Source organism: Halonotius terrestris, assembly GCF_006861665.1.
Classification (GTDB): Archaea; Halobacteriota; Halobacteria; order Halobacteriales; family Haloferacaceae; genus Halonotius; species Halonotius terrestris.
In genome coordinates this window covers 200696-220004 of the sequence record NZ_RKLU01000003.1, presented here as the reverse complement: position 1 = coordinate 220004, position 19309 = coordinate 200696, and the positions used below count along the sequence as shown (strand labels likewise).

Sequence of the window (19309 nt, the reverse complement as noted above, 5' to 3'; positions counted from 1 at the left end):
GCGACGGTCGACTGCGCGACCAGCGTCAGCGGGCGCGACTGCGTCGCCTCCGATAGCTGTTTGACCCTCCCGCACACAGGAGCGAGTATGAAATCGACTGGCGGAACTGAAGCGCAAAAACGGCGGGCCGGCGAGGCCGCCGCCAACGCCGTCGAATCGGGGATGGTCGTCGGCCTCGGAACGGGGAGCACCGCCGCGCATGCGATCCGCGCGCTCGGCGAGGCCGTCGAGAGCGGCCTCGATATCGTCGGCGTGCCGACTTCCTTCGGCGCGCGCGAACTCGCTATCGACTGTGAGATTCCGCTCGTCGGCCTCGATGAAGTCGACGGCATCGACCTCGCTATCGACGGCGCGGATCAGATCGTTCTTGATTCTGGCAACTGCATCAAAGGCGGCGGCGCGGCCCACAGCCGCGAGAAACTCGTCGCCAGCGCGGCCGACGACCTGCATATCGTCGTCGACCCGACGAAAACGATCGACGTGCTGGATCACACGGTCGCCGTCGAAGTCCTGCCCGACGCGCACACGGTCGTTGCCGACGCGATCGACTCACTCGGCGGCGACGCCACGCTTCGGCGGGCCAGCGACAAGGACGGCCCCGTCGTCACCGACAACGGGAATCTGGTCTGTGACGCTGAGTTCGGACGGATCGATGAGCCGGCGTCGCTGGCGACGGATCTCGCCACCATCCCGGGCGTCGTCGAACACGGCCTGTTCGTCGAGTACGCCACGGCCGTCTCGGTCGGCAGCGACGAAGGCGTCTCGACAACGACGTACTGAGCACTGGCTAGTCGGTTAGACAGCGGAAAAACGAGTGAGCGAAACCGCGCTTACAGGTCCCGAGGCTGGACCGTCTTCCGGTCGTTGGCCTCGGCACGGTCGGCTGCGTCTTCGAGCAGTTCCTCGACTTCCGCGTCAAGCGCGGCGTAGAAATCCGACGATACGTTCTTGTCGCTCAGGGCCTCTTTAACCGCTGCTTTGACGATAAGGTCTGCCATGCAGGCTCTCGTACCCCAGCCTCCATATTAAGGGTTATTATGTGATTTCGGTTGAACGGCCGTTTCCGGTCGGCTCGGCCGGTGTAAAGCCCGAATCGCGGTTTCCGGTGGCGGTGGGTTTATATACGACCCGGAAGCACAAGCGGTGAGTCAGCCGCGGCCGAACCGGTGCCGTGGCCAGCGACCACTACGTCTACATCCTCCGGTGTGCCGACGACAGCTACTACACCGGGTATACGACCGATCCGCAACGCCGGCTGGCCGAGCACAACGCCGGCGAGGGCGCGAAATACACCCGCGGGCGAACGCCGGTCGACCTCGTCTATCTCGAAGCCCACGAGTCGCAATCCGCCGCGATGAGCCGCGAATACGAACTCAAACAGCTTCGCCGCGCCGAGAAGGAGGAATTGATCGACGCAGCCGCCGAGCCATCACTCCCGGACGACGACTCGCCGGAACGCTGAGCGGGCGCGTCAACCGCCGTCACAGCCGGACCGGTGAGTAACCGCAGCAGTCCGTATGCCAAGCGATACCGCGGTCTGAACCGAAAGTGGAAACGCTTTACCCCGAGCCACGGAATCGATTCGGTATGAAGGTACTCGTCACGGATCCGATCGACGACGCGGGGCTCGATCGGTTGCGTGAAGCCGGTCACGAGGTCCAGACCGAATACGAAATCGAGGGCGACGCACTGCTTGCGGCGGTCGCCGACGCCAACGCACTGATCGTCCGCTCGGGCACCGANGTNNNCNNNGNGNTNTTCGAGGCNGCCNANGANCTCGTCATCGTCGGTCGCGCGGGCATCGGCGTCGACAACATCGACATCGACGCGGCGACCGACCANGGCGTCGTCGTCGCCAACGCGCCGNAGGGNAACGTCCGNGCNGCNGCNGAACACACNGTNGCGATGGCCTTCGCCGCCGCCCGCTGGATCCCGCAGGCCCACACCCGCCTCAAGGACGGCGAGTGGGCGAAATCCGACTACCTCGGCTACGAGGTCAACAACAAGACGCTGGGCATCGTCGGCCTCGGCCGTGTCGGGCAAGAAGTCGCCAAACGGCTCGACAGCCTCGGCATGGATCTCGTCGTCTTCGACCCCTACATCTCTCAGGAGCGCGCCGACCAGTTCGGCGCGGAGCTCATCGATGACCTCGATGAGTGTCTGGAGGTCTCCGACTTCGTCACGATCCACACGCCGCTGCTACCCGAGACAGAAAACATGATCAGCAGCGACGAACTCGAACTGCTGGACGACGGCTTCCTCATCAACTGCGCTCGCGGCGGGATCGTCGACGAGGCCGCCCTCGCCGAGGCCGTCGAGAACGGCCCGATGGCCGGCGCGGCCCTCGACGTCTTCGCCGAGGAACCCGTCAGTGAGGACTCGCCGCTGCTCGACGTTGACGAGATCGTCGTGACGCCGCACCTCGGTGCCTCAACCGAGGCCGCCCAAGAGAACGTCGCCGTCGACACCGCCGACCAGGTGTTGGCCGCGTTCAACGAGGAACCGGTACTCAACGCGCTCAACGCGCCGTCGGTCGACGAGACCGCCTTCCCGCGGATCAAGCCGTATCTCGGCCTGGCTGAAACCGCCGGCAAGATCGCCGCCGAACTGCTCGGCAAGCGCATCGAGNNCGTCGANGTCNNCTACGAGGGCGACATCGCNGAGGANGANGTCGACCTCNTCACTGCCAGCGCGCTNAANGGNGTNTTCNNGCCGCTNGAGTGGCAGGTNAANNNCGTCAACGCNCCCCAACTCGCAAAGGAACGCGGGATCGACGTCACTGAGTCGAAAACGCGGCAGACCGACGACTTCCAGAGCCTCGTCAGCGTCACCGTCGAGGACGGCGACGGGGAGATCACGGTCTCGGGGACGCTGTTCGCCGGCGACGACCCCCGAATCGTCCGCATCGACGGCTACCGCGTCGACGCCATCCCGTCGGGCCACATGGTCGTCGCNCGNAACANNGACGNNCCNGGCGTNATCGGCNTNATCGGGNGCNTNNTNGGCGANNACGNCATCAACATCGCCGGNATGTNCAACGCCCGCGAGACCATCGGNGGCGAGGCCCTGACGGTCTACAATCTCGATGTCGATATCCCCGGCGACGTGGCCGACCAACTGCTGGCCGACGACCGCATCACCGAGATCACGTCGATCACGCTCGACGACGACTGAGGCTGAGGAGAAAACAGGTCACCGGCAGCCAGCGAACCGTGATCGCTGGCTGTGGTATCGCAACCGCAGCGCTATTTTCCGTTCGACCGGAGTTTTCGGTAGCCGAGGTACGCGGCACCGAGGCCGCCCAGCGCGGGGAGCAGCGACCCGCTGGCAGCGTTCGAGACCCGCTTGATCACGCTGTTGAGTGCCGAGCTGTCGCCGTCGTCGATGTGATCCAGTACGGCGTCGGTGTCGTTCGGCACCGGTTCGGGATCGCCGCCGGCCTCGAAGGCAGCGTCGGGATCTTTCAGCAGGTGGCCGGTCGTGAGACAGACAACCGATTCGTCGGCCCCGATCTCGCCGGCGTCGCGCAGTTTGCGGAGGCCCGCGACCGACGCGGCGGAGGCCGGTTCGACGCCGATGCCTTCGCCGGCGAGTTGCCGCTGGGCGGCCGTGATCTCGTCGTCGCTGACGGCGACGGCGGTGCCGCCGGTGTTGTAGATGCCCGGGAGGGCCTTCGGCGCGTTGACCGGGTTACCGATACGGATCGCCGTCGCGCGGGTTTCGACCTCATCCCAGCGTTCGACCTCGTCGCGGCCGTTCCGGACGGCTTCGACCATCGGTGCGGCGCCCTCGGCTTGGACGCCGGTGAGTTTCGGCACCTCGCTTTCGGCAAGCGCGCCGCTGGTGACGAGTTCGCGGAACNNCTTGTANAGNGCGGCGGTGTTGCCGGCGTTGCCGACNGGNAGCACGATCCGGTCGGGGTACTCGCCGTAGTCCTCGTAGTGTTCTTCGAGGATCTCGAAGCCGATTGTCTTCTGGCCTTCGAGGCGGAACGGGTTCAACGAATTAAGGAGGTAGACCTCGCCGAGGGCGGCGAGTTCCTGGACGATATCGAGACAGCTATCGAAGTTGCCATCGACTTCGAGAATGCGCGCGCCATGCAGGCTGGCTTGGGCGATCTTCCCGGCGGCGACTTTGCCAGAGGGCAGCAAGACGAGCGTTTCCATCCCGCCGCGGGCCCCGTAGGCCGCAAGGGCCGCGCTGGTGTTGCCGGTCGAGGCACAGGCCAGTCGACCGACGCCGAGTTCCTGGGCGACGGCAACGCCGACGGTCATCCCGCGATCCTTGAACGCGCCGGTCGGGTTCATGCCCTCGTGTTTGACACGGAGACTGTCGACGCCGATGTCCTCACGCAGTCGCGGGGCTTCGTGCAGCGGCGTATCTCCCTCGGGTAGCGTAACACCCACCTCGAAGGGGAGTGCCGCGTTGTACCGCCAGACGCCACGACCCTCGAAATCATCGAACGTCGGCGGGTCGGCGTACCGGACTTCGAGTAGCGCGTCGCAGTCGGCACAGGTGTAGTGGATCTCGTCGAACGGGGCGAACTGCTCGCCACACTCGATGCACTCCAACCAGACGCCGTCGTCGGCACACGCCGGTTCCGACTGGGCGGGCGCGGACAGCTCAAGACTCATTGGTAACTACTGGTGGCGGCGCGGTAAAAAGACGGTCGGTTACGTACTACTCGCCGAACGCGTCGATCTCCGAGTGAACCGCTGCGACCCACTCATCGAGGGCCTCATGCAGCATTTCCTTCGCTTCCGGGAGGTCGACGGCGGTATACTGATAGACGTACCCGCCGGAGTCCAGCAGGCGACGCTCGCGGTCGACCAGTCCCTTCTCCTGGAGCGTCGACAGCGAACGGTTGACGTTGCTCCGGTCGCGCTCCAGCAGCGAGGCCAACTCCTCGACGGTGCTGCCCGGGTGATCGCGGAGCTCCAGATAGGTCCGGCTCTCGTGGTCCCGAATCCCGAACACGCAGGAGAGAATGTGGGTGAAATCGGGGTCGGCGTTGCCAACGAGGTCTTCGATGTCGGGTGAGCCGCTCATAACTGTTGGTTCGACCCCCAGCCCGTAAAACTACGGCGACTGTGAAGCATATCCCATCTCGGTAATGCAGTCGCGCATGCCCTCTTCATCGCTGTGTTTGTGGAGTTGGGTCGGCGTATCGCAGTAGTAGGTCTCGCCGTCGTACCGGAGACTGATCTCCTTGGAACTACCGAGGAGCTCAACACTGACTAAGATCCGTCGCCCGTCCCGGAGCTCCGCGAGGATCTCGTCGGCAGTCAACTCGCCGGAGTCGAGTTGCAGTGGGGAGTCCATTGGTGAAGCTTCGGCTGGCATGTTTTTAATCGTCGGGGATCGGAACATGCTGCCCCCGCGCGATATCGGTCGTGTGCTGGATTGCAACGCTCAGTTCGTCGTCGATTGGGTGTCATCGCCAGACTGGTCGGGGGTTTCGACGCCTTCAGCCGCTTCGACGGTATCTGTCTCCTTTTCGGTCGTGACGTGCCAGCGGTCGATGGTGTCCTCGTACTCGCCGAGCCGCTCGGAGACGGCCTCCTTGAGGTCGTCGTCGTTGATGTTGACCTCGAAGACGAACAGTTCCTCGTCGTCGCCGCCGCGACTCGGCTGCTGAAGGTTCGCGCTGATGAGCGCGTTGTCGAAGTAGTAGGGGGCGAGCTGTGTCATCACGTTCCGATAGACCGTGTTCTCGACGGTGCGGAGTGCCTTCCGCCCAGCGGAGTCGGCGGCGCGGGTAACGTAGCCGATCGAATCCTGCCAACGTTCGACCGCGCCCTCGTCGTCGCCGTCTTCCATCTTTTTGTAGGATTCCGAGAGCTTCTCGCCGGCCTTCTTCACGTCGTCGCTGGCGGCCTTGCCGACCTTTTCGCCTTCGCCCTCGTCGACGCTGGCCTGGTCGGCGGTCTTCTCGCTCACGTCGGTGTTGAGCCGCTCGTGGGCCTTGGGCCGCCACTCGTCCCAGTCAGCGAAGGCCTCCTGTATCTCCTCGGGTTGCTCCTCGATGTCTTCCTGTCGCAGGGCTTGGGTGATGCGTTCGCCGTGTTCGACGACCTCATCCCACGCGCCGCGAACCTTGAAGCCCGAGATGCTCTCTTCCATTCAATGCCGAATAAGGGCGGGAACCCACATAAACCTCGCTGTCGGCCGGAGTTTTATGCCGATGCCACGCCGCCTCACGGTATGCCCATCGAGCAGCGCGACGATGCCTTCCTCATCACCCACGCACTGGCGAAAGACACCCTCTCGACGCTGCGGTCGGTCGACACCGAGCAAGTCGCCTTCCGAGAGGGTTTGATCGATCTCGGCCGAGTCTGTGGCTACGAGATCATCGACGGCGTGATCGACACCGAGTTCGTCCCGATCCAGACGCCGCTGGCCGACACGACCGGCGAGCGTGTCACCGGCCTNGANNACGTNGTCATCGTCANCGTNCTCNGNGCNGCNACNCCGTTCGTCGAGGGGCTGTTGAAGGCGTTCCCGCGGGCGAAGCAGGGCGTCATCTCCGCGGGCCGCGACGAGGAGGCNGGNATGAACGANGACGGCGAGTTCCCNATCACNNTCGANTANNTNAAAATCCCCGAGATCACCGCCGACGATACGGTCATCGTTGCCGACCCGATGTTGGCAACAGGGTCGACGATGTGCACCGTTCTCGATCATGTCATCGACGCGGCCGACGACTTCGAGGATCTGATCGCGCTGTCGGCGGTCTCGGCTCCGGAGGGCGTCCTGCGGGTCAGCGAAACCGTCCCGGAAGCCGACGTGCTGACGGTCGCTATCGACGACGAACTCGACGACGACGGCTTCATCGTGCCTGGGTTGGGCGACGCCGGGGATCGGGCGTTCGGGACGGTCTGAGCAGCACCCCTAAGACTAAGCCGCGTCAACGTGAATGTTGACGTAATGGCGACAGCCGACGAACAGATTCGCGTCAGCGATCGCGTGAAACGCATCCTCGAACGATACCAACGCGAGGGTGAGTCGTACAACGACGTTCTTGAGCGCGTCCTCGGTGGCGACGAGGGTGACTTCGACGAGGGATTCGGTCGCTGGTCGGACAAACAGGCCGAGCGCGTTCGCAGCCACCGTAAACAGGCCACGGAGCAGCGAAAGGAACGGATGCGCCGGCTGGCTGCTTCCGGCGATGAGGACGCTGACGCATGAAGGTGATCGATGCGAACTTTCTCATCGATTACCTCAACGGCGACGAAACGACCAAAACGTTCTACGAAGCCAACGGTGGGAACGCCGAGCGGTGGGTGATGCCAGTTCCAGCCTACGCTGAGGCCCTCGTTGGAGCGGGCAACCTCCCGGAAGGCGATGTCGAGGGTGCTCGCGCGGCCCTCGCGTGGGGCGAACCGCACGCAGTCGATGCACACACAGCTGTCGTCGCCGGAGAGATCGCGGCGGAGGTCGGCCCCGAGGGACCGTTTCTCGACGGGCTCGATGCACTGATCGCCGCTGTCGGACGCGAACTGGACGCACCAGTGGTCTCGGCCGATAGCGATCTTACGCACGAAGCGACAAGGCAGGTCATCGATATTGAGACGTATCGAAAATAACGCTTGTAAAGATTAGCCCGCTCAGCCGTGTATTCACAGCGGTCTGAGCCGATGAAATCCTCACAACGATTCGATTTCAACGCGCCCGCTCGTCGCGTCCCGCAGTCGCTCCCGAAGCTCGCCGGCCGCTGCGACCGGTACACGAACGACGAACTCGACTGCTTCCTCGTAGCTGGCGTCGAACTCGACATCCTCGGACTCCAGAATCCCACGAACTGTTCCCGAGTCGTCGTACTCGACGGTCGCTTCAAACTGTTCGTGGGGGACATCCTCAACGACGCCGGCGGCGTCAACGGCCTCCTTGACACCCCGCGAATAAGCCCGTGCCAGCCCGCCGATACCGAGGTTCGTCCCGCCGTAGTAGCGGACGACTGCGGCAACGACGTTGCGAATCTCTTGCTGGACGAGGACGTTGAGCGCGGGCTTGCCGGACGAGCCACTCGGCTCGCCGTCGTCGCTACACCACTCCCGCAGCATCACCGATCCCGGTTGGTCGGCCGAAGCTGTGCCGGCTGGGACGCGGTAGGCCGGCACGACATGCGTTGCCTCCGGGTGCTCGGCCTCGACTTCCTCGATGACTGCTTCGGCGGCGTCGACCGTATCGGCGGGCGCGACGTAGCCGATGAACTCCGAGCCGCTGACCTCGAAGCTGGCCTCAGCGCGCTCGGCGACTGTCCGAAAGGACTCGGGCACACGCCACGGTTGGCCGGCAGCCGGGGTAAACGATACCGATTTGCGAGCGACGAATCCTCGCCGCTCAGAATTCGACCCGCCGAACGAAGGGGAGGTCGCGGATCGCTACCAGCACCTCGCCCGGGATCGACTCGTCGGTGATGATGTAGAGCTTCGGCTCGTCGGTGAATTCGGGATCTTCGCTGATGACCTGCCGGATCGAGATATCTGCCTCGGCGATCCGGTCGGTGACCGCGGCGACGATGCCGGACTCGTCGGCGTCGGCGACTTCGACCGTCAGGACGGTCAGATCGAGGACGGGCGCGAGGTCGCGGAGGCTTGGGATCGCACCGATATTCTCGAAGATGCGCTGGAGTTCAGGATCCTCCCGGATGGCGTCAGTCGTCGAGTCGACGACCCGCCGGTCGACGTCGATCTCGCGGGCAATACCAGTGAATGGGATCTCGATACCGCCGGAGACGACGCGGCCCTCCTCGTTGACCGAAAAACCCCGTTCGAGGAGCAGCCGGATCACTGCCTGCTGGCTCGGGCTGCCCTCGAACTTTTCCATGATCTCATCAAACATGGCTCGCTCCTACAGCTGGCCTTTCGTACTCGGCGTGTCCGTCCGGCGGTCGTCGATCCGGGTCGCGTCATCGAGCGCGCGCGCCAGTGCCTTGAACAGGGCTTCGACCTGGTGGTGGGCGTTCTCGCCGTCGACGCTGGCGTGGACGGTCAGCCCGGCATTCATCGCCACCGATTCGACGAAGTGCCGCGCCATGTCGCTGGTGAACTCGCCGATCTCCGCTTGGGTAAACTCACCCTCAAAAACGAAGTACGGNCGNCCGNNGANGTCGACGACGACNGANGCGANGGCCTCGTCGAGCGGGACGCGCCGGTCAGCGTAGCGGACGACGCCGCGCTTCTCGCCGAGCGCCTCGTCGAAGGCCTCGCCGACCGCGATGCCGACGTCCTCAACGGTGTGGTGGTCGTCGATCGCGAGGTCGCCGTCACAGCGCACGGTCAGATCGAANAGNCCGTGGNNCGCNAACGCGGTNAGCATGTGGTCGAAGAAGCCGANNCCNGTNTCGACGGTGCTGTCGCCGTCGCCGTCGATCTCCAGCGTGAGTTCAATGGTCGTCTCGCCGGTTTCCCGACTGACGGCCGCCGCGCGCGAGGCGGACTGAGTATCGCTCATACCGTCTCTGAAACACCCGGGGCCTATGGTGGTTTCCCTCGGCGACGCGGCTATCGCCGTTTGGGGCACCATCAGCGACGACAGCTACTCCTCGACAGCCGCCATCGCCGCCGCTAAGGTGAACTCGCCCTCGTAGAGCGCGGTGCCGACGACGACCGCGGCCGCACCCGCATCGCGGAGCGCGACAACGTCGTCGACGGTCGCCACGCCGCCGCTGGCGACGACTGGGATATCAACGCTCTCACAGACGCGGCTGATCAGCTCGGTGTTGACGCCCGCGAGCTGGCCCTCGACATCCACATCAGTCAGCAGGATCGCGCCCGCGCCNANNTCCTCGTANCGGGCNGCNGCCTCGGCNGGNTCGAGGCCNGTNCCCTCNGTCCACCCCGAGACGACGACCTCNCCNNCNTTCGCGTCGAGGCTGACCATCACCGAGCCCGGATACTCGTCGCTGATTTCGCCGACGATCTCCGGGGTTTCGACCGCGGCCGTCCCGAGGATGACACGATCGACACCGAGATCCAGTAGCTCGACGGCGTCGTCGACGGTGCGAATCCCGCCGCCGATCTGGAGATCAACCGACGCTGTCTCGATGATCGATGCGAAGGCGTCGGCGTTGACGCGCTCGCCCTCGAAGGCGCCATCGAGGTCGACGAGATGCAGCGTGCTCGCGCCCTGCTGGACCCACTGGTCGGCTGCGGCTGCCGGATCACCGTACCGGGTTTCGGTCCCCCGTTCGCCGGCGACGAGTTGGACGACCTCGCCGTCCTGAACGTCGACCGCCGGAATTACCTCGAAGGTCGGAAACGGATCGTGCATACGCGGCCTTCGGGAGCGATCCGATAAAACACCGTGATCGACCGCGGGTCAACAGTACTGATCAGTCATCATTCGTCACGGCCGGTGATTACACGTCGATCTGCAGCAACACGCTCACGACTCGCCGGGTGAGGATGGCGATCAGCGCGCCGAGCCACGTCAGCAACACGAAGTGGATGTAGGCAGTCGCCTTGTTCCCGCCGTCGATCGTGCGGATCATCAGCGACGAGAGTGCGGCGTTGAACAGCACGACGAGTAACAGGAGATACTCGATGACCGGGACGTTGTACGCGGAGGTGTAGATGAGCTGGCCGAACTCGGCCTGATCAAGCGTTAGCTCGCTGGAGAACTGCCCGAGGATATTGGCGACTTCAAGACCAATGAAGAACGCGAACACTGCCGCTGCCGTGATCCCGTACAGCAGCCCGATCAGCGTCACCGTCTCCTGCCGGCGTTTTTCGCGGAGCTGATTGATCGTATTCATGTTCTCACTGATGAGCTCGCCGAGGACTTTCGGCGTCCCACCCATCTGTCGGCCGATCAAGTACATCTCGCTGTACTTCTGGATGAGGTAGGATTTCGCCTCCAGCGTGAACTCGCCCCACGCCTGTTCCGGGCTAAGACGCATCCGGAGTCGGCGGTAGAGCCGCTGGATCGCCGGGGTCAGCCCGCCGAAGTCCTTGTTCTGCAGCGTTTCGAGGACATCCGCAGTCGTGCTCTGCTTGGCTGTCTCAGCGGTCCCCAGCGATCGGATGTAGTTCGGGAATTCCTCGTCGCGCTCCTGAATGAGCTGTTCCTCCCGGCGCATGATGATCCCAGTGATCGCCAGCGGCGTCACCGGGACGGCGATATACAGGCCGAGCGGAACGTCCTCAAGGAAGAAGAACAACGACCCGAGGCCCGGACCGATCCCGAGGAAGCCCAGCCCCATGAACGCGATAATACTCAGCGAGCCGAGCCCGCCAACCGCCATGGCGATCCACAGCTCCTTGTCCTCGATGAGCCGGGGATCTGGAAAGTACCAGACCGGGTCGTACGGCGAAACCTTGCGGATGACGTAGTAGAACGCGAACTGGACGAGCATGAACAGCCCGATGACACCGGTGACGGTGACCGTCGGGTTGACACCGGTCAGGATCGGCAGCACGATAGCGAAGACGAGCCCGAAGGTCATCGAGAGGATCATCGAGATGTAGAGGTCCTCCATGACTTCGAGGTTAGCGAGGTTGCCCTCGTAGATCGTCTGGTAGTTCTCGATGATAAATTCCTGTTCGCCCAGCAGGAAGTCGCTCATTTCCTCGCCGGCCTCCAGCGTGAACGCCAGCCGCTCGTAGAAGTCAGCTAGCGGTCGGCTCGGGACTTCCTTAGCCCGCCGGCGACAGGCGTCGTCGATACTCTGATTCCACGTATCGACGAGCGTGACGATCCGGCCGAACTCCTCGGCCAACGCGCCGTACTCCTCCTCAGCAGCAAGTCGCCGAAACACCTCGACGCGGTCGATGTTCGTCGTTGACAACACCGTCATGTGAACCATGACGAGGTGGAACTGGTTTTCCATCGCTGTCCGTCGCTGGCTGATGTAGATTTTCGGATAGACGAGTGCGGTCGCCCACACCAACAGTCCGAGCAACGGGATTGGGAGTCTGACGAAGATCGGGAGGTCGATGACGACGGCGGCACCAATGGTAGCGAGGAAGAACGCGAACGACGGTAGAAAGATGAGCAGCATGTACCGCCGCCGCGACATGTCGAGCTTGTCGTAGGAGGCCAGCAGCTCGGCGACGAACGAGAGAACGGTGTTGAGCCGGCTTGACGATCCTTCGCCCTGTGTCGCCATCAGCGAGCACCTACTTGATTTCCGGCGCGGCGGCCATCGTGAACGGCAGTCCCTCAGCCCCGTCACGCTGGAAGGAGGCGATCGCGTCGTTGACTTCGTGGTAGCCGAGGATCCCCTCGTCGATACATCGCTCGATGACCTCTTTACGGTGATCGAGGGTCTCGTAGATCTGGCGGGTGTCGGCGTACCCCAGCAGCGGCGCGATCTGTTCTTCCAGCACGTAGGAGTTGTTCATGCCCTTGAACTTGTGTTCGTCCTCGACGGGGTCCCACTCGAAGACCTGCCGAGTGACGACGCCGTCCATCTCGGAGGAGTAGCCCTCGATTTCCTGGACGCTCGTCACCCGTCGCAGCACGTCGTCGCCCTGTTTGACACGGTTCTGGAACAGAGCCACATCGGCGATCCCCATGAACGTCTCGGGGACGTTGATCGGTTCGGAGGTGAACCGCTGGATCATCGAGACGATGTCCGAGGCGTGGAACGTCAGCATGACGGGGTGGCCGGTCTGGGCGGCCTGGAACGCCATCCGCCCTTCCGCCCCACGAACCTCACCCACAATGATGTAGTCGGGACGCGAACGCAGCGCGGCCGCGACGAGGTCGAACATGTCGACCTCCGCGCCCTCGTCGCCCATCCCCTCACGCGTGAGCAGTTGCTGCCACGTGTCGTGCGGCGGGATGACCTCGGCGGTGTCCTCCGCGGTGTAGATCTTCGAGTCCCGCGGAATAAAGGAGAACGAGGCGTTGAGCGTCGTCGTCTTCCCGGATGCCGTCTCGCCGACAACGAAGACCGTCTGCTCGTTCTCCAAGCAGATCCAGAGGTACGCCGCCATCATCGGCGACAGCGTCCCCCAGTTGGTAATCTGGAACATCGACAGCGGGACACCCTCGCCCTGCCGGATCGTCAGCGACGGCCCCTTCAGCGACACGTCGTCGGAGTAAATAATGTTGACACGGGAGCCGTCGGGCAGCGTCGAGTCGACGATGGGGTCGGAGTCAGACACCGGGTCGCCCATCCGTTCGCCCATGTTCTTCAGCCAGTTGTCGAACTCCTGGGGCGTCCCGAAGTCCACGGTCGTCGGCATCATGCCGAACGTGCCGTGGTCGACGTGGCACTCATGCGGCCCGATGACGTGAATGTCCTCGTTCTGTGGGTCGCGCATGATCGGCTCCAGCGGCCCGAAGCCGACGATATCCCGGTTGAGCCGGTAACGAATGCTCTCGTAGGTGTTCTGGTCGACTTTGACCTTCCCGAAGTTCCAAAGCTGTTTGACCCGCTCGTAGAACGACATGTCGCCGTCGGTGATGTACGTCGTCTCATCGAGGAGTTCCTCGATCAGGTCGTCGTACTCGGCGTCGTCCTCCGGGGAAGTGTGGTGGCCGCTCATCGAGAGTAGCTTCCGCTTTACTTTTTGGAGGGTGACCGACTCCTCCTCGGAAAGCGTCGGCTCGATGGTGTAGTACTTCATCTTCTGGCCGACGTCGCCGTAGATGTGACAGTAGACCGCGCCGCCGACCGGGTAGACGATGTTCGGGCGGTCGGTTTCGTAGTCGTCGGGCTCGTCGACCAACATCGGGAACTCGCCGGCGATCTGTTTGAACTTCTGCAGGTGTTCCCGGAGGTGTGGCCGCCGGTTTGCGACCTGCTTCAGTTCGTCGGATGGCGTCGGAGTTCCCTGATCTGTCATGGTGTATTAGGCGACACTCCGGCTCTCGATGACGATGCCGGTACCGGAGCGGACGGAGAACCCGATGTTGTCCCCCACTTGCTCCCCCATACCGGCGAATCGCTTCACAGCGATCGAGCGCCGGACCTCGTTGCCCACCTCTACCATCTGTAGCTCCAAGAAGATATCGGCGATCGAGCGGAACGGGCCGATCGCGTCCTCGGTCACCGTCGAGGGGTCGACGGTGATGATGATGATCTTCCCGCGGGAGATCAGATCCCGGAAGAAGGAGATGATTTCGAGGGCCGCCTGCCGGCCTTCGTCGTTGCGAACGAGGGATTCGAACTTGGGGTCGTTGCGGAGGATGGCGTCGAAAGTATCGATAATAACGACATCCTGTTCCCACATGACTTCCGCCTCCATCAGCCGCTTCAGCAGTTCCTTGCGTTCTTGATCATCGCCGCCAGTGAGCGCGCCGCCGCTGTCGAAGTCGGCATTCAAAAACAGCAGTCGCTCTTCGAGCAGCGGCGAGACGATATCGTAGGACAGCGAGTGCATCTGGTCGATGAACCCGCTGACGGTGAGCTCCGTCGAGAGCATGGTCACGGTCGTCCCCTCCTCGACGAAGCCGTAACTGAACCGCTGGCTCAGCGCGCTTTTGCCGGCCCCGTAGTCGCCCTCGATAAGGACGATACTACCGGGCGGAAACCCGCCACCCAGCTCCGCGTTCAGCTGGTCGTGGCCTTCGAGCCCGATCGACTTGATGCTACGACTTGCGGCCCCCATGATTAGTTAGTGAATTCAAGTTCTTCACGATCACCATTAACTGTTAGGAATATGCGGTTATCCGTTTCCAGTGCCACGTTCGAAATCGTGACGTTGACGACATCGCCGTTCCGCCAAACAGTATTGCTGGCGTCGTTGGCGTCCTCAATGCTAATATCGCTATTCGGCACGAACTCGCCGTTAAAGATGACATTAACAGATCCGGGATCGATCGGTATGTTCTGCGACCCGGTGTTGCGAACGTGGATCGTCACTGGCTCGCTATAGGTAGCTTGTGGGTCGCTGATGATCTCCACGTCGGTCCGGACCTGTTGGCTTGTGTCGATACTGCCGTCCTCGATGGAGCTACTGACGCGCTCGACGCCCGTTGTGAGGGTGCCGGCGACGCCGGCGGCGACGACGAGACTGGCAATGAAGATGATTAGGTGGGAGACTGAAACGCTGGCCATGGTTAGAGTGTCACCGAATCCCGTATGCCGTGTTCAGTGATGATCACAACACGGTCACCGCTCTGGATGGAACTATCGGTATAGTCGATAGTAAGTGTTGTTCCCGGCTGCCAGAGATTAGTGTCAGGATTACCGTCAACCTCCGTACTATCGAACTGACCACGGGGAATGTACTCCCCGCCAACGACGAGATCGACCTCGTCAACGTAGAACGTCGTTGAGCCGGTGTTGTCGACATCAACCGTAAGCGTATCCGTACCTGTGTCGAGGGAAGCACTCGCAATGGCGGTATCACCGTTCTTCTCGTTCAAGGCCGCATCCATCGAAGTCTGTTGGGCCTCGGTGACGCGTTCGTAACCGTTCACAGCGGCCGGATAGAAGATCCCGAAGGCTAAAAACAGTCCGGCGAAGACGATCGCGGTCGACGCACTGACGCTAAAACCCATTGCTATCCGGTGCGAAGGTGTCCCACCGGTCGAGAATCACCGACGTGGCGGTGGTCCCGTTGAGCTGCATGATGTATTTCAGGCTGTGGATGTGGTGCTCGCGGGTGAGGTGGTCAGTGCCCGGCCGGTCGATCTTGTTGCGGTCGATGTGGCCGAAGCCCGAAAGGAACGACCGGAGGTGGTCGGCGACGGCGGGGTCGACCCAATCGATTCGCTCGTAGTAGTTGATCGCGCGGGCGGCGTCGGTGACCGTCGACTCCTCGACGAGGAATTCGAGCCACTCCATGATGACGAGGTCGCCGAGGTAGTCGTTCGGCAGCGTGGTAAGGTAGGGTTTCTCGCGGGCCGTCGAGAGGTGATCGGGGCTGACGTACTCGAAGTCGCCGCTGCCCTGCTGGCGGATCGGCGACAGCGGTTCGGACTCAGAGCGGCCCTGATTGCCGCGCTGTTGGGTGCCCTGCCCGCCAGCCTGCTGTTGGGTTTCTTGTTGGCCTTGTCCGCCCTGCTGTTGTGCTTGCTGGCCGGCCTGCTCTTGGGACTGGCCGCCAGCTTGCTGTTGTTGGTCGTCCATCTCGTTGGCCGGCTGGCCGCCGGATTGGGGAGCTTCCTGCGTCGCGCTGGCGGTCGCTTGTGGACCACCGGCGTCCTCGGGCTCGTCGAAGCCGTCGTCGAAGGCGTCGTCGCCGGTATCCTCCTCGAAGCCCTCATCGAAGGCATCCTCACCGGTGTCTTCTTCGAAGCCGTCGTCGAAGGCGTCGTCACCGGTATCCTCCTCGAAGCCATCGTCGAAGGCATCGTCACCGGTGTCCTCCTCGAAGCCCTCATCGAAGCCGTCGGATGCGTCCGGCTCGCTCTCGTCGAGCCCCTCGTCGAGTGATTCGGACGCCGCTTCCATCCCCTCGCCGTCGTCGGCCGATTCCTCGTCCTCTTCGGCCCATTCGGCGTCGCCGGAGTCGTACTCGTTTTTCAGTTCACTGAATGTTTTGTCGCCGGACATATCTTGATCACTTTCGTCGTCGAGGTCGTCGCCGAACTCATCTTCGCCGCCGTCGTCGAGATCCTCCCCGAAGTCGGCCTCACCGCCAGCGTCGAGATCGTCGGCGAAGTCGTCTTCACCCTCCGTTTCGAGGTCATCGCTGAAATCGTCTTCGGCATCGAGATCCTCGTCGAAACTGCCCTCCTCGTCGAGGCCGTCGCTGAAGTCGTCGCCGCCGTCGTCGTCGAAGTCGTCGCCACCGGCCATATCGCCCATGTCGCCGTCTTCCTCGGTCAGCTCATCGTCGAAGAAGCCGTCGGCGTCGGCGTCCATCACCGAGTCGTCGACGTCCTCGGCGACATCGTCGTCGTCATCGTCATCGAACAGGCCGAGCCCGCCGCCACCACCGTCGCCGCCGGTATCGAATCCGCCGCCACCGCCGCCGCCCTCGTCGACGAACGGGTTGATGCCGCGGGTCACCATCTCGTAGATATCGAGGAGGTTGCGGATGTCCTCCTCGACTTCTTCGACACGTTCGCTGATCTCGGTGTTCTCCTCACGGATGGTTCCGACCGTCGAGGAGAGGTCGGCGACTTCGGTTTCCAGCTCTTCGACCTGATGTTCGAGTTCGTCGGTGTTGGCACCGCCACCACCGCCACCGCCGAAATCGCCCATCCCGTCGTCCATGCCGCCGCCGTCCATCCCACCGAAGTCATCGTCCATCCCGCCGTCCATCCCACCGAGGTCGTCATCCATCCCGCCGCCGAGGTCGCCATCCATCCCGCCGCCGAGATCGTCGTCCATTCCGCCGCCGAGGTCATCGCCCATCATCCCGTCGTCGCCGCCACCGCCACCGTCCTCATCATCACCTTCGAGGATCCGGTCGATGATACTCGCACCGACCATGGTGGCTGTGGCTGTCGTCACCGCCCAGATCGAGAGCTCGGCTCCCAACAGGGAGCTGCCGTCGACTGGGAGTGCGACGAGGAGTGACATACCGAGACCCATTATTAATACTGATCTACGTGCGTCTACTTCAAACCACCCCTCTAAGTTTCAGTACTGATACCAGTATGAGCTGGTATGTCTGACGGATGGCGGACGTTGTCGGCCGATTATCAGATCGTTTGGGTCGTGTCGTCGGCCGTCTGGATGGTCACCGTTTCGGTGACAGGGTCAAACGTCATCGACCGACCATGGTTGCCGCCGACATCGGTCCCGGCGACATCGATCCGAAGCTCCGAGAGGACGTGTTTTGCTGCCGCGATGTTCCGCTTGCCGATGCTGTCACCATCCGACGAAAAACTCAGCATCTCGCTGCCGCCGACGACCCACGCCCGGAGTCGCCGGCGACTCGCCCCCGCCTCCTCCATCGCCTCGATCAACATCGGGACACCGGAGTCGACGAACTTGGCCTGGTTCGTATCGCGGCTCTCCTCGGCGGTCGGTAGCATGACGTGAATAAGCCCGGAAACGTTGTTGTACCCGTCGTGGAGGACGATTCCGAGACAGGAGCCGACCCCGCTGGTGACCAGTTTCGTCCCGCCGGTGACTACCACGTACTCCGCGATGCCGACTTTCCGTCGGGTCGGTCCCTGATCCGAACTCCGGTTTGTGGTCACGTGTCCATCCTCTGACAGCAGTCAGTCGATCCTCCGATACTCAGGGGTAGGTAACCCCTACTCAGTCTGGGCGGGAAGGGCCGACAGTGCCCGGGCCAACTCGCGTTCGTCCGGCAGCGCGTAGATGTCACACTGCCCCTCTTGGCCGTCGATCTCGATCGCCGAATCGATGACGAAGGCGTAATCCTGCTGTTGCCCGAGTTTGCCGACGACGGGGCTCATGATCGACTCGCCCATGTCGTGGACGAAGTTCGGCGGGGAGTGCTCGATACTCGTCTGGAGCACGTTCGCCCAGCCGTCGATGAACCCACTCGTCATGATGTTGCCCAGTTCCTTGATCGCCCCCTCGGTCATCGTCCCGATACCATCCTCCTCGGAGCCACCCGGCATCATCGAACTCGCAACCGTCTTCGCCGAGGCTTCGTCGAACAGCACGACGAGGTAGCCGCTCGGCAAGCCCGTGAGTTCGAAGACGACGCCGACGAACTGGTCGTTGCCGACCTGTTTCGGCACGCCCGACAGCGGGACGAACCGCAGCCGGCTCACGTCGACGCTGGTGTCGAGGCCGGTCATCATCCCGATCTGGCCGGCGGCGTTGCCCGCGCCCTCCTTGGCCAGCTCCTCGAACGTACTCAGGCGGTTGACCGGGATCTGGTTGCTGCTCTCGTTGCCCGATAACAGCTGGACGAACTGCCGGTATTCCGGCAGCATATACAGCGAGAAGTCCAGATCCACGTCCATCCCCCGGAGCTTGCTCTCGAAGAGGAAGACCCCGTGTTTCTTCGCCGCCTCGATGGCCTGATCCGGGAGGATTCGGGGGCCGTTGGCCTCAGTGTACCGCGGCGGCGTCATGTTGATCGCCGTCCCGAGGTGGCTCGCCCAGCCGTCGATGAAGCCGCCGATCATGATGTTGCCGAGCTCGGTGACGCTGCTTTTCGCCAGCGTGCTCTCGGAGTCCGAATCGGTGTCGATGGCGGCATCCATCAGGAGATCCTGGAGTTTCAGTGCGCGCTCCCGCTCGAAGGCAAGGACGGTTTCCCCCTCAAGCCCCCCTTCGAGCCCGAGTTCGACGCCGACGAACGACCGATCCGCGAAGGTCTCGGCGAGCACGGTCTCGGTGACGAGACTCACGTCGGTCACGTCGACATCCATCTCCACGCCCGCGAGCTGTGAGAGCGACTCCGCGGCCCGCTCGGCACCCTGCGAGGCGAGGTGGTTGAACTGCCCCAGCTCGCGGATATCGACTTTCATG

The 19309-nt window shown here is 63.1% G+C and carries 21 protein-coding genes and 2 pseudogenes; 6 read left to right on the top strand and 17 right to left on the bottom strand.

What is annotated here, in order from left to right; all coding sequences use genetic code 11:
• Positions 1-87 precede the first annotated feature (87 nt).
• Positions 88-780 carry a ribose-5-phosphate isomerase RpiA gene (gene rpiA / locus EGH24_RS07800; RefSeq protein WP_142979604.1) on the top strand — a complete coding sequence of 231 codons (693 nt, stop codon included), beginning with the start codon at positions 88-90 and terminating at the stop codon, positions 778-780.
• A gap of 50 nt (positions 781-830) precedes the next feature.
• Here rpiA and EGH24_RS07795 read toward each other — a convergent pair whose 3' ends face one another.
• Positions 831-998, bottom strand: a complete 168-nt coding sequence (locus tag EGH24_RS07795) for a DUF1931 domain-containing protein (protein WP_142979603.1) — start codon at positions 996-998, stop codon at positions 831-833.
• Between the two features lie 173 nt (positions 999-1171).
• Between EGH24_RS07795 and EGH24_RS07790 the strand changes: the two genes are divergently transcribed.
• Positions 1172-1462 carry a GIY-YIG nuclease family protein gene (locus EGH24_RS07790; RefSeq protein ID WP_142979602.1) on the top strand — a complete coding sequence of 97 codons (291 nt, stop codon included), beginning with the start codon at positions 1172-1174 and terminating at the stop codon, positions 1460-1462.
• Positions 1463-1587: 125 nt separating this feature from the next.
• Positions 1588-3174 (top strand): annotated as a pseudogene (serA, locus tag EGH24_RS07785) (phosphoglycerate dehydrogenase).
• A 71-nt stretch (positions 3175-3245) separates the two neighbouring features.
• Here the strand turns inward: serA and thrC are convergent.
• The 4 genes from thrC to EGH24_RS07765 form a co-directional block, all read right to left on the bottom strand.
• Positions 3246-4634, bottom strand: a complete 1389-nt coding sequence (thrC, locus tag EGH24_RS07780; RefSeq protein WP_142979601.1) for a threonine synthase — start codon at positions 4632-4634, stop codon at positions 3246-3248.
• 46 nt (positions 4635-4680) lie between these two features.
• Complete coding sequence (locus tag EGH24_RS07775) at positions 4681-5049, bottom strand: helix-turn-helix domain-containing protein (protein ID WP_142979600.1); 369 nt, start codon at positions 5047-5049, stop codon at positions 4681-4683.
• Positions 5050-5079: 30 nt separating this feature from the next.
• Positions 5080-5322 carry a hypothetical protein gene (locus tag EGH24_RS07770; protein ID WP_142979599.1) on the bottom strand — a complete coding sequence of 81 codons (243 nt, stop codon included), beginning with the start codon at positions 5320-5322 and terminating at the stop codon, positions 5080-5082.
• A 90-nt stretch (positions 5323-5412) separates the two neighbouring features.
• The gene (locus EGH24_RS07765; RefSeq protein WP_142979598.1) at positions 5413-6123 is read right to left on the bottom strand and encodes a DUF5828 family protein; all 711 of its coding nucleotides are present in this window, start codon (positions 6121-6123) and stop codon (positions 5413-5415) included.
• Between the two features lie 81 nt (positions 6124-6204).
• Here EGH24_RS07765 and upp point away from each other — a divergent pair.
• The 3 genes and pseudogenes from upp (at position 6205) to EGH24_RS07750 (ending at position 7586) form a co-directional block, all read left to right on the top strand.
• Positions 6205-6882, top strand: a pseudogene (gene upp / locus EGH24_RS07760) (uracil phosphoribosyltransferase).
• Between the two features lie 45 nt (positions 6883-6927).
• Complete coding sequence (locus EGH24_RS07755) at positions 6928-7188, top strand: antitoxin VapB family protein (protein WP_142979597.1); 261 nt, start codon at positions 6928-6930, stop codon at positions 7186-7188.
• Entirely contained in the window at positions 7185-7586 is a 402-nt protein-coding gene (locus EGH24_RS07750; RefSeq protein WP_142979596.1) for a PIN domain-containing protein, read from the top strand. The genes EGH24_RS07755 and EGH24_RS07750 overlap by 4 nt, the downstream gene beginning before the upstream one ends.
• Before the next feature lie 60 nt (positions 7587-7646).
• Here EGH24_RS07750 and EGH24_RS07745 read toward each other — a convergent pair whose 3' ends face one another.
• The 12 genes from EGH24_RS07745 to EGH24_RS07690 form a co-directional block, all read right to left on the bottom strand.
• Positions 7647-8279 carry an IMPACT family protein gene (locus EGH24_RS07745; RefSeq protein ID WP_142979595.1) on the bottom strand — a complete coding sequence of 211 codons (633 nt, stop codon included), beginning with the start codon at positions 8277-8279 and terminating at the stop codon, positions 7647-7649.
• 64 nt (positions 8280-8343) lie between these two features.
• On the bottom strand, positions 8344-8844 hold the full coding sequence (locus EGH24_RS07740) for an amino acid-binding protein (protein ID WP_142979594.1): 501 nt from the start codon (positions 8842-8844) through the stop codon (positions 8344-8346).
• A 9-nt stretch (positions 8845-8853) separates the two neighbouring features.
• Positions 8854-9456: an imidazoleglycerol-phosphate dehydratase HisB gene (gene hisB, locus EGH24_RS07735; RefSeq protein WP_142979593.1), complete on the bottom strand. Its 603-nt coding sequence runs from the start codon at positions 9454-9456 to the stop codon at positions 8854-8856.
• An 84-nt stretch (positions 9457-9540) separates the two neighbouring features.
• Positions 9541-10275, bottom strand: coding sequence for a 1-(5-phosphoribosyl)-5-[(5-phosphoribosylamino)methylideneamino]imidazole-4-carboxamide isomerase (hisA, locus tag EGH24_RS07730; protein WP_142979592.1), 735 nt, complete (start codon positions 10273-10275; stop codon positions 9541-9543).
• An 88-nt stretch (positions 10276-10363) separates the two neighbouring features.
• Complete coding sequence (flaJ, locus tag EGH24_RS07725) at positions 10364-12112, bottom strand: archaellar assembly protein FlaJ (protein ID WP_142979591.1); 1749 nt, start codon at positions 12110-12112, stop codon at positions 10364-10366.
• A 10-nt stretch (positions 12113-12122) separates the two neighbouring features.
• On the bottom strand, positions 12123-13799 hold the full coding sequence (locus EGH24_RS07720; RefSeq protein WP_142979590.1) for a type II/IV secretion system ATPase subunit: 1677 nt from the start codon (positions 13797-13799) through the stop codon (positions 12123-12125).
• Between the two features lie 6 nt (positions 13800-13805).
• Positions 13806-14564, bottom strand: coding sequence for an ATPase domain-containing protein (locus EGH24_RS07715; protein ID WP_142979589.1), 759 nt, complete (start codon positions 14562-14564; stop codon positions 13806-13808).
• A 2-nt stretch (positions 14565-14566) separates the two neighbouring features.
• Positions 14567-15013: a flagellar protein G gene (locus EGH24_RS07710; protein ID WP_142979588.1), complete on the bottom strand. Its 447-nt coding sequence runs from the start codon at positions 15011-15013 to the stop codon at positions 14567-14569.
• Positions 15014-15015: 2 nt separating this feature from the next.
• Positions 15016-15459 (bottom strand): flagellin, encoded by a 444-nt coding sequence (locus tag EGH24_RS07705; RefSeq protein ID WP_142979587.1) that lies wholly within the window; start codon positions 15457-15459, stop codon positions 15016-15018.
• Complete coding sequence (locus tag EGH24_RS07700) at positions 15449-17431, bottom strand: FlaD/FlaE family flagellar protein (RefSeq protein ID WP_246057933.1); 1983 nt, start codon at positions 17429-17431, stop codon at positions 15449-15451. Before EGH24_RS07700 ends, EGH24_RS07705 begins: the two co-directional genes overlap by 11 nt.
• A 122-nt stretch (positions 17432-17553) precedes the next feature.
• The gene (locus tag EGH24_RS07695; protein ID WP_142979586.1) at positions 17554-18057 is read right to left on the bottom strand and encodes a chemotaxis protein CheD; all 504 of its coding nucleotides are present in this window, start codon (positions 18055-18057) and stop codon (positions 17554-17556) included.
• Positions 18058-18114: 57 nt separating this feature from the next.
• Positions 18115-19308 (bottom strand): chemotaxis protein CheC, encoded by a 1194-nt coding sequence (locus EGH24_RS07690; protein ID WP_142979585.1) that lies wholly within the window; start codon positions 19306-19308, stop codon positions 18115-18117.
• Between the last annotated feature and the right edge of the window lies 1 nt (position 19309).

Coding starts and splice junctions, on each gene's coding strand:
- rpiA (WP_142979604.1), top strand. CDS start 88: ATGAAATCGACTGGCGGAACTGAAGCGCAAAAACGGCGGGCCGGCGAG.
- EGH24_RS07795 (WP_142979603.1), bottom strand. CDS start 998: ATGGCAGACCTTATCGTCAAAGCAGCGGTTAAAGAGGCCCTGAGCGAC.
- EGH24_RS07775 (WP_142979600.1), bottom strand. CDS start 5,049: ATGAGCGGCTCACCCGACATCGAAGACCTCGTTGGCAACGCCGACCCC.
- EGH24_RS07770 (WP_142979599.1), bottom strand. CDS start 5,322: ATGGACTCCCCACTGCAACTCGACTCCGGCGAGTTGACTGCCGACGAG.
- EGH24_RS07765 (WP_142979598.1), bottom strand. CDS start 6,123: ATGGAAGAGAGCATCTCGGGCTTCAAGGTTCGCGGCGCGTGGGATGAG.
- EGH24_RS07755 (WP_142979597.1), top strand. CDS start 6,928: ATGGCGACAGCCGACGAACAGATTCGCGTCAGCGATCGCGTGAAACGC.
- EGH24_RS07750 (WP_142979596.1), top strand. CDS start 7,185: ATGAAGGTGATCGATGCGAACTTTCTCATCGATTACCTCAACGGCGAC.
- EGH24_RS07740 (WP_142979594.1), bottom strand. CDS start 8,844: ATGTTTGATGAGATCATGGAAAAGTTCGAGGGCAGCCCGAGCCAGCAG.
- flaJ (WP_142979591.1), bottom strand. CDS start 12,112: ATGGCGACACAGGGCGAAGGATCGTCAAGCCGGCTCAACACCGTTCTC.
- EGH24_RS07720 (WP_142979590.1), bottom strand. CDS start 13,799: ATGACAGATCAGGGAACTCCGACGCCATCCGACGAACTGAAGCAGGTC.
- EGH24_RS07715 (WP_142979589.1), bottom strand. CDS start 14,564: ATGGGGGCCGCAAGTCGTAGCATCAAGTCGATCGGGCTCGAAGGCCAC.
- EGH24_RS07710 (WP_142979588.1), bottom strand. CDS start 15,013: ATGGCCAGCGTTTCAGTCTCCCACCTAATCATCTTCATTGCCAGTCTC.
- EGH24_RS07705 (WP_142979587.1), bottom strand. CDS start 15,459: ATGGGTTTTAGCGTCAGTGCGTCGACCGCGATCGTCTTCGCCGGACTG.
- EGH24_RS07700 (WP_246057933.1), bottom strand. CDS start 17,431: ATGTCACTCCTCGTCGCACTCCCAGTCGACGGCAGCTCCCTGTTGGGA.
- EGH24_RS07690 (WP_142979585.1), bottom strand. CDS start 19,308: ATGAAAGTCGATATCCGCGAGCTGGGGCAGTTCAACCACCTCGCCTCG.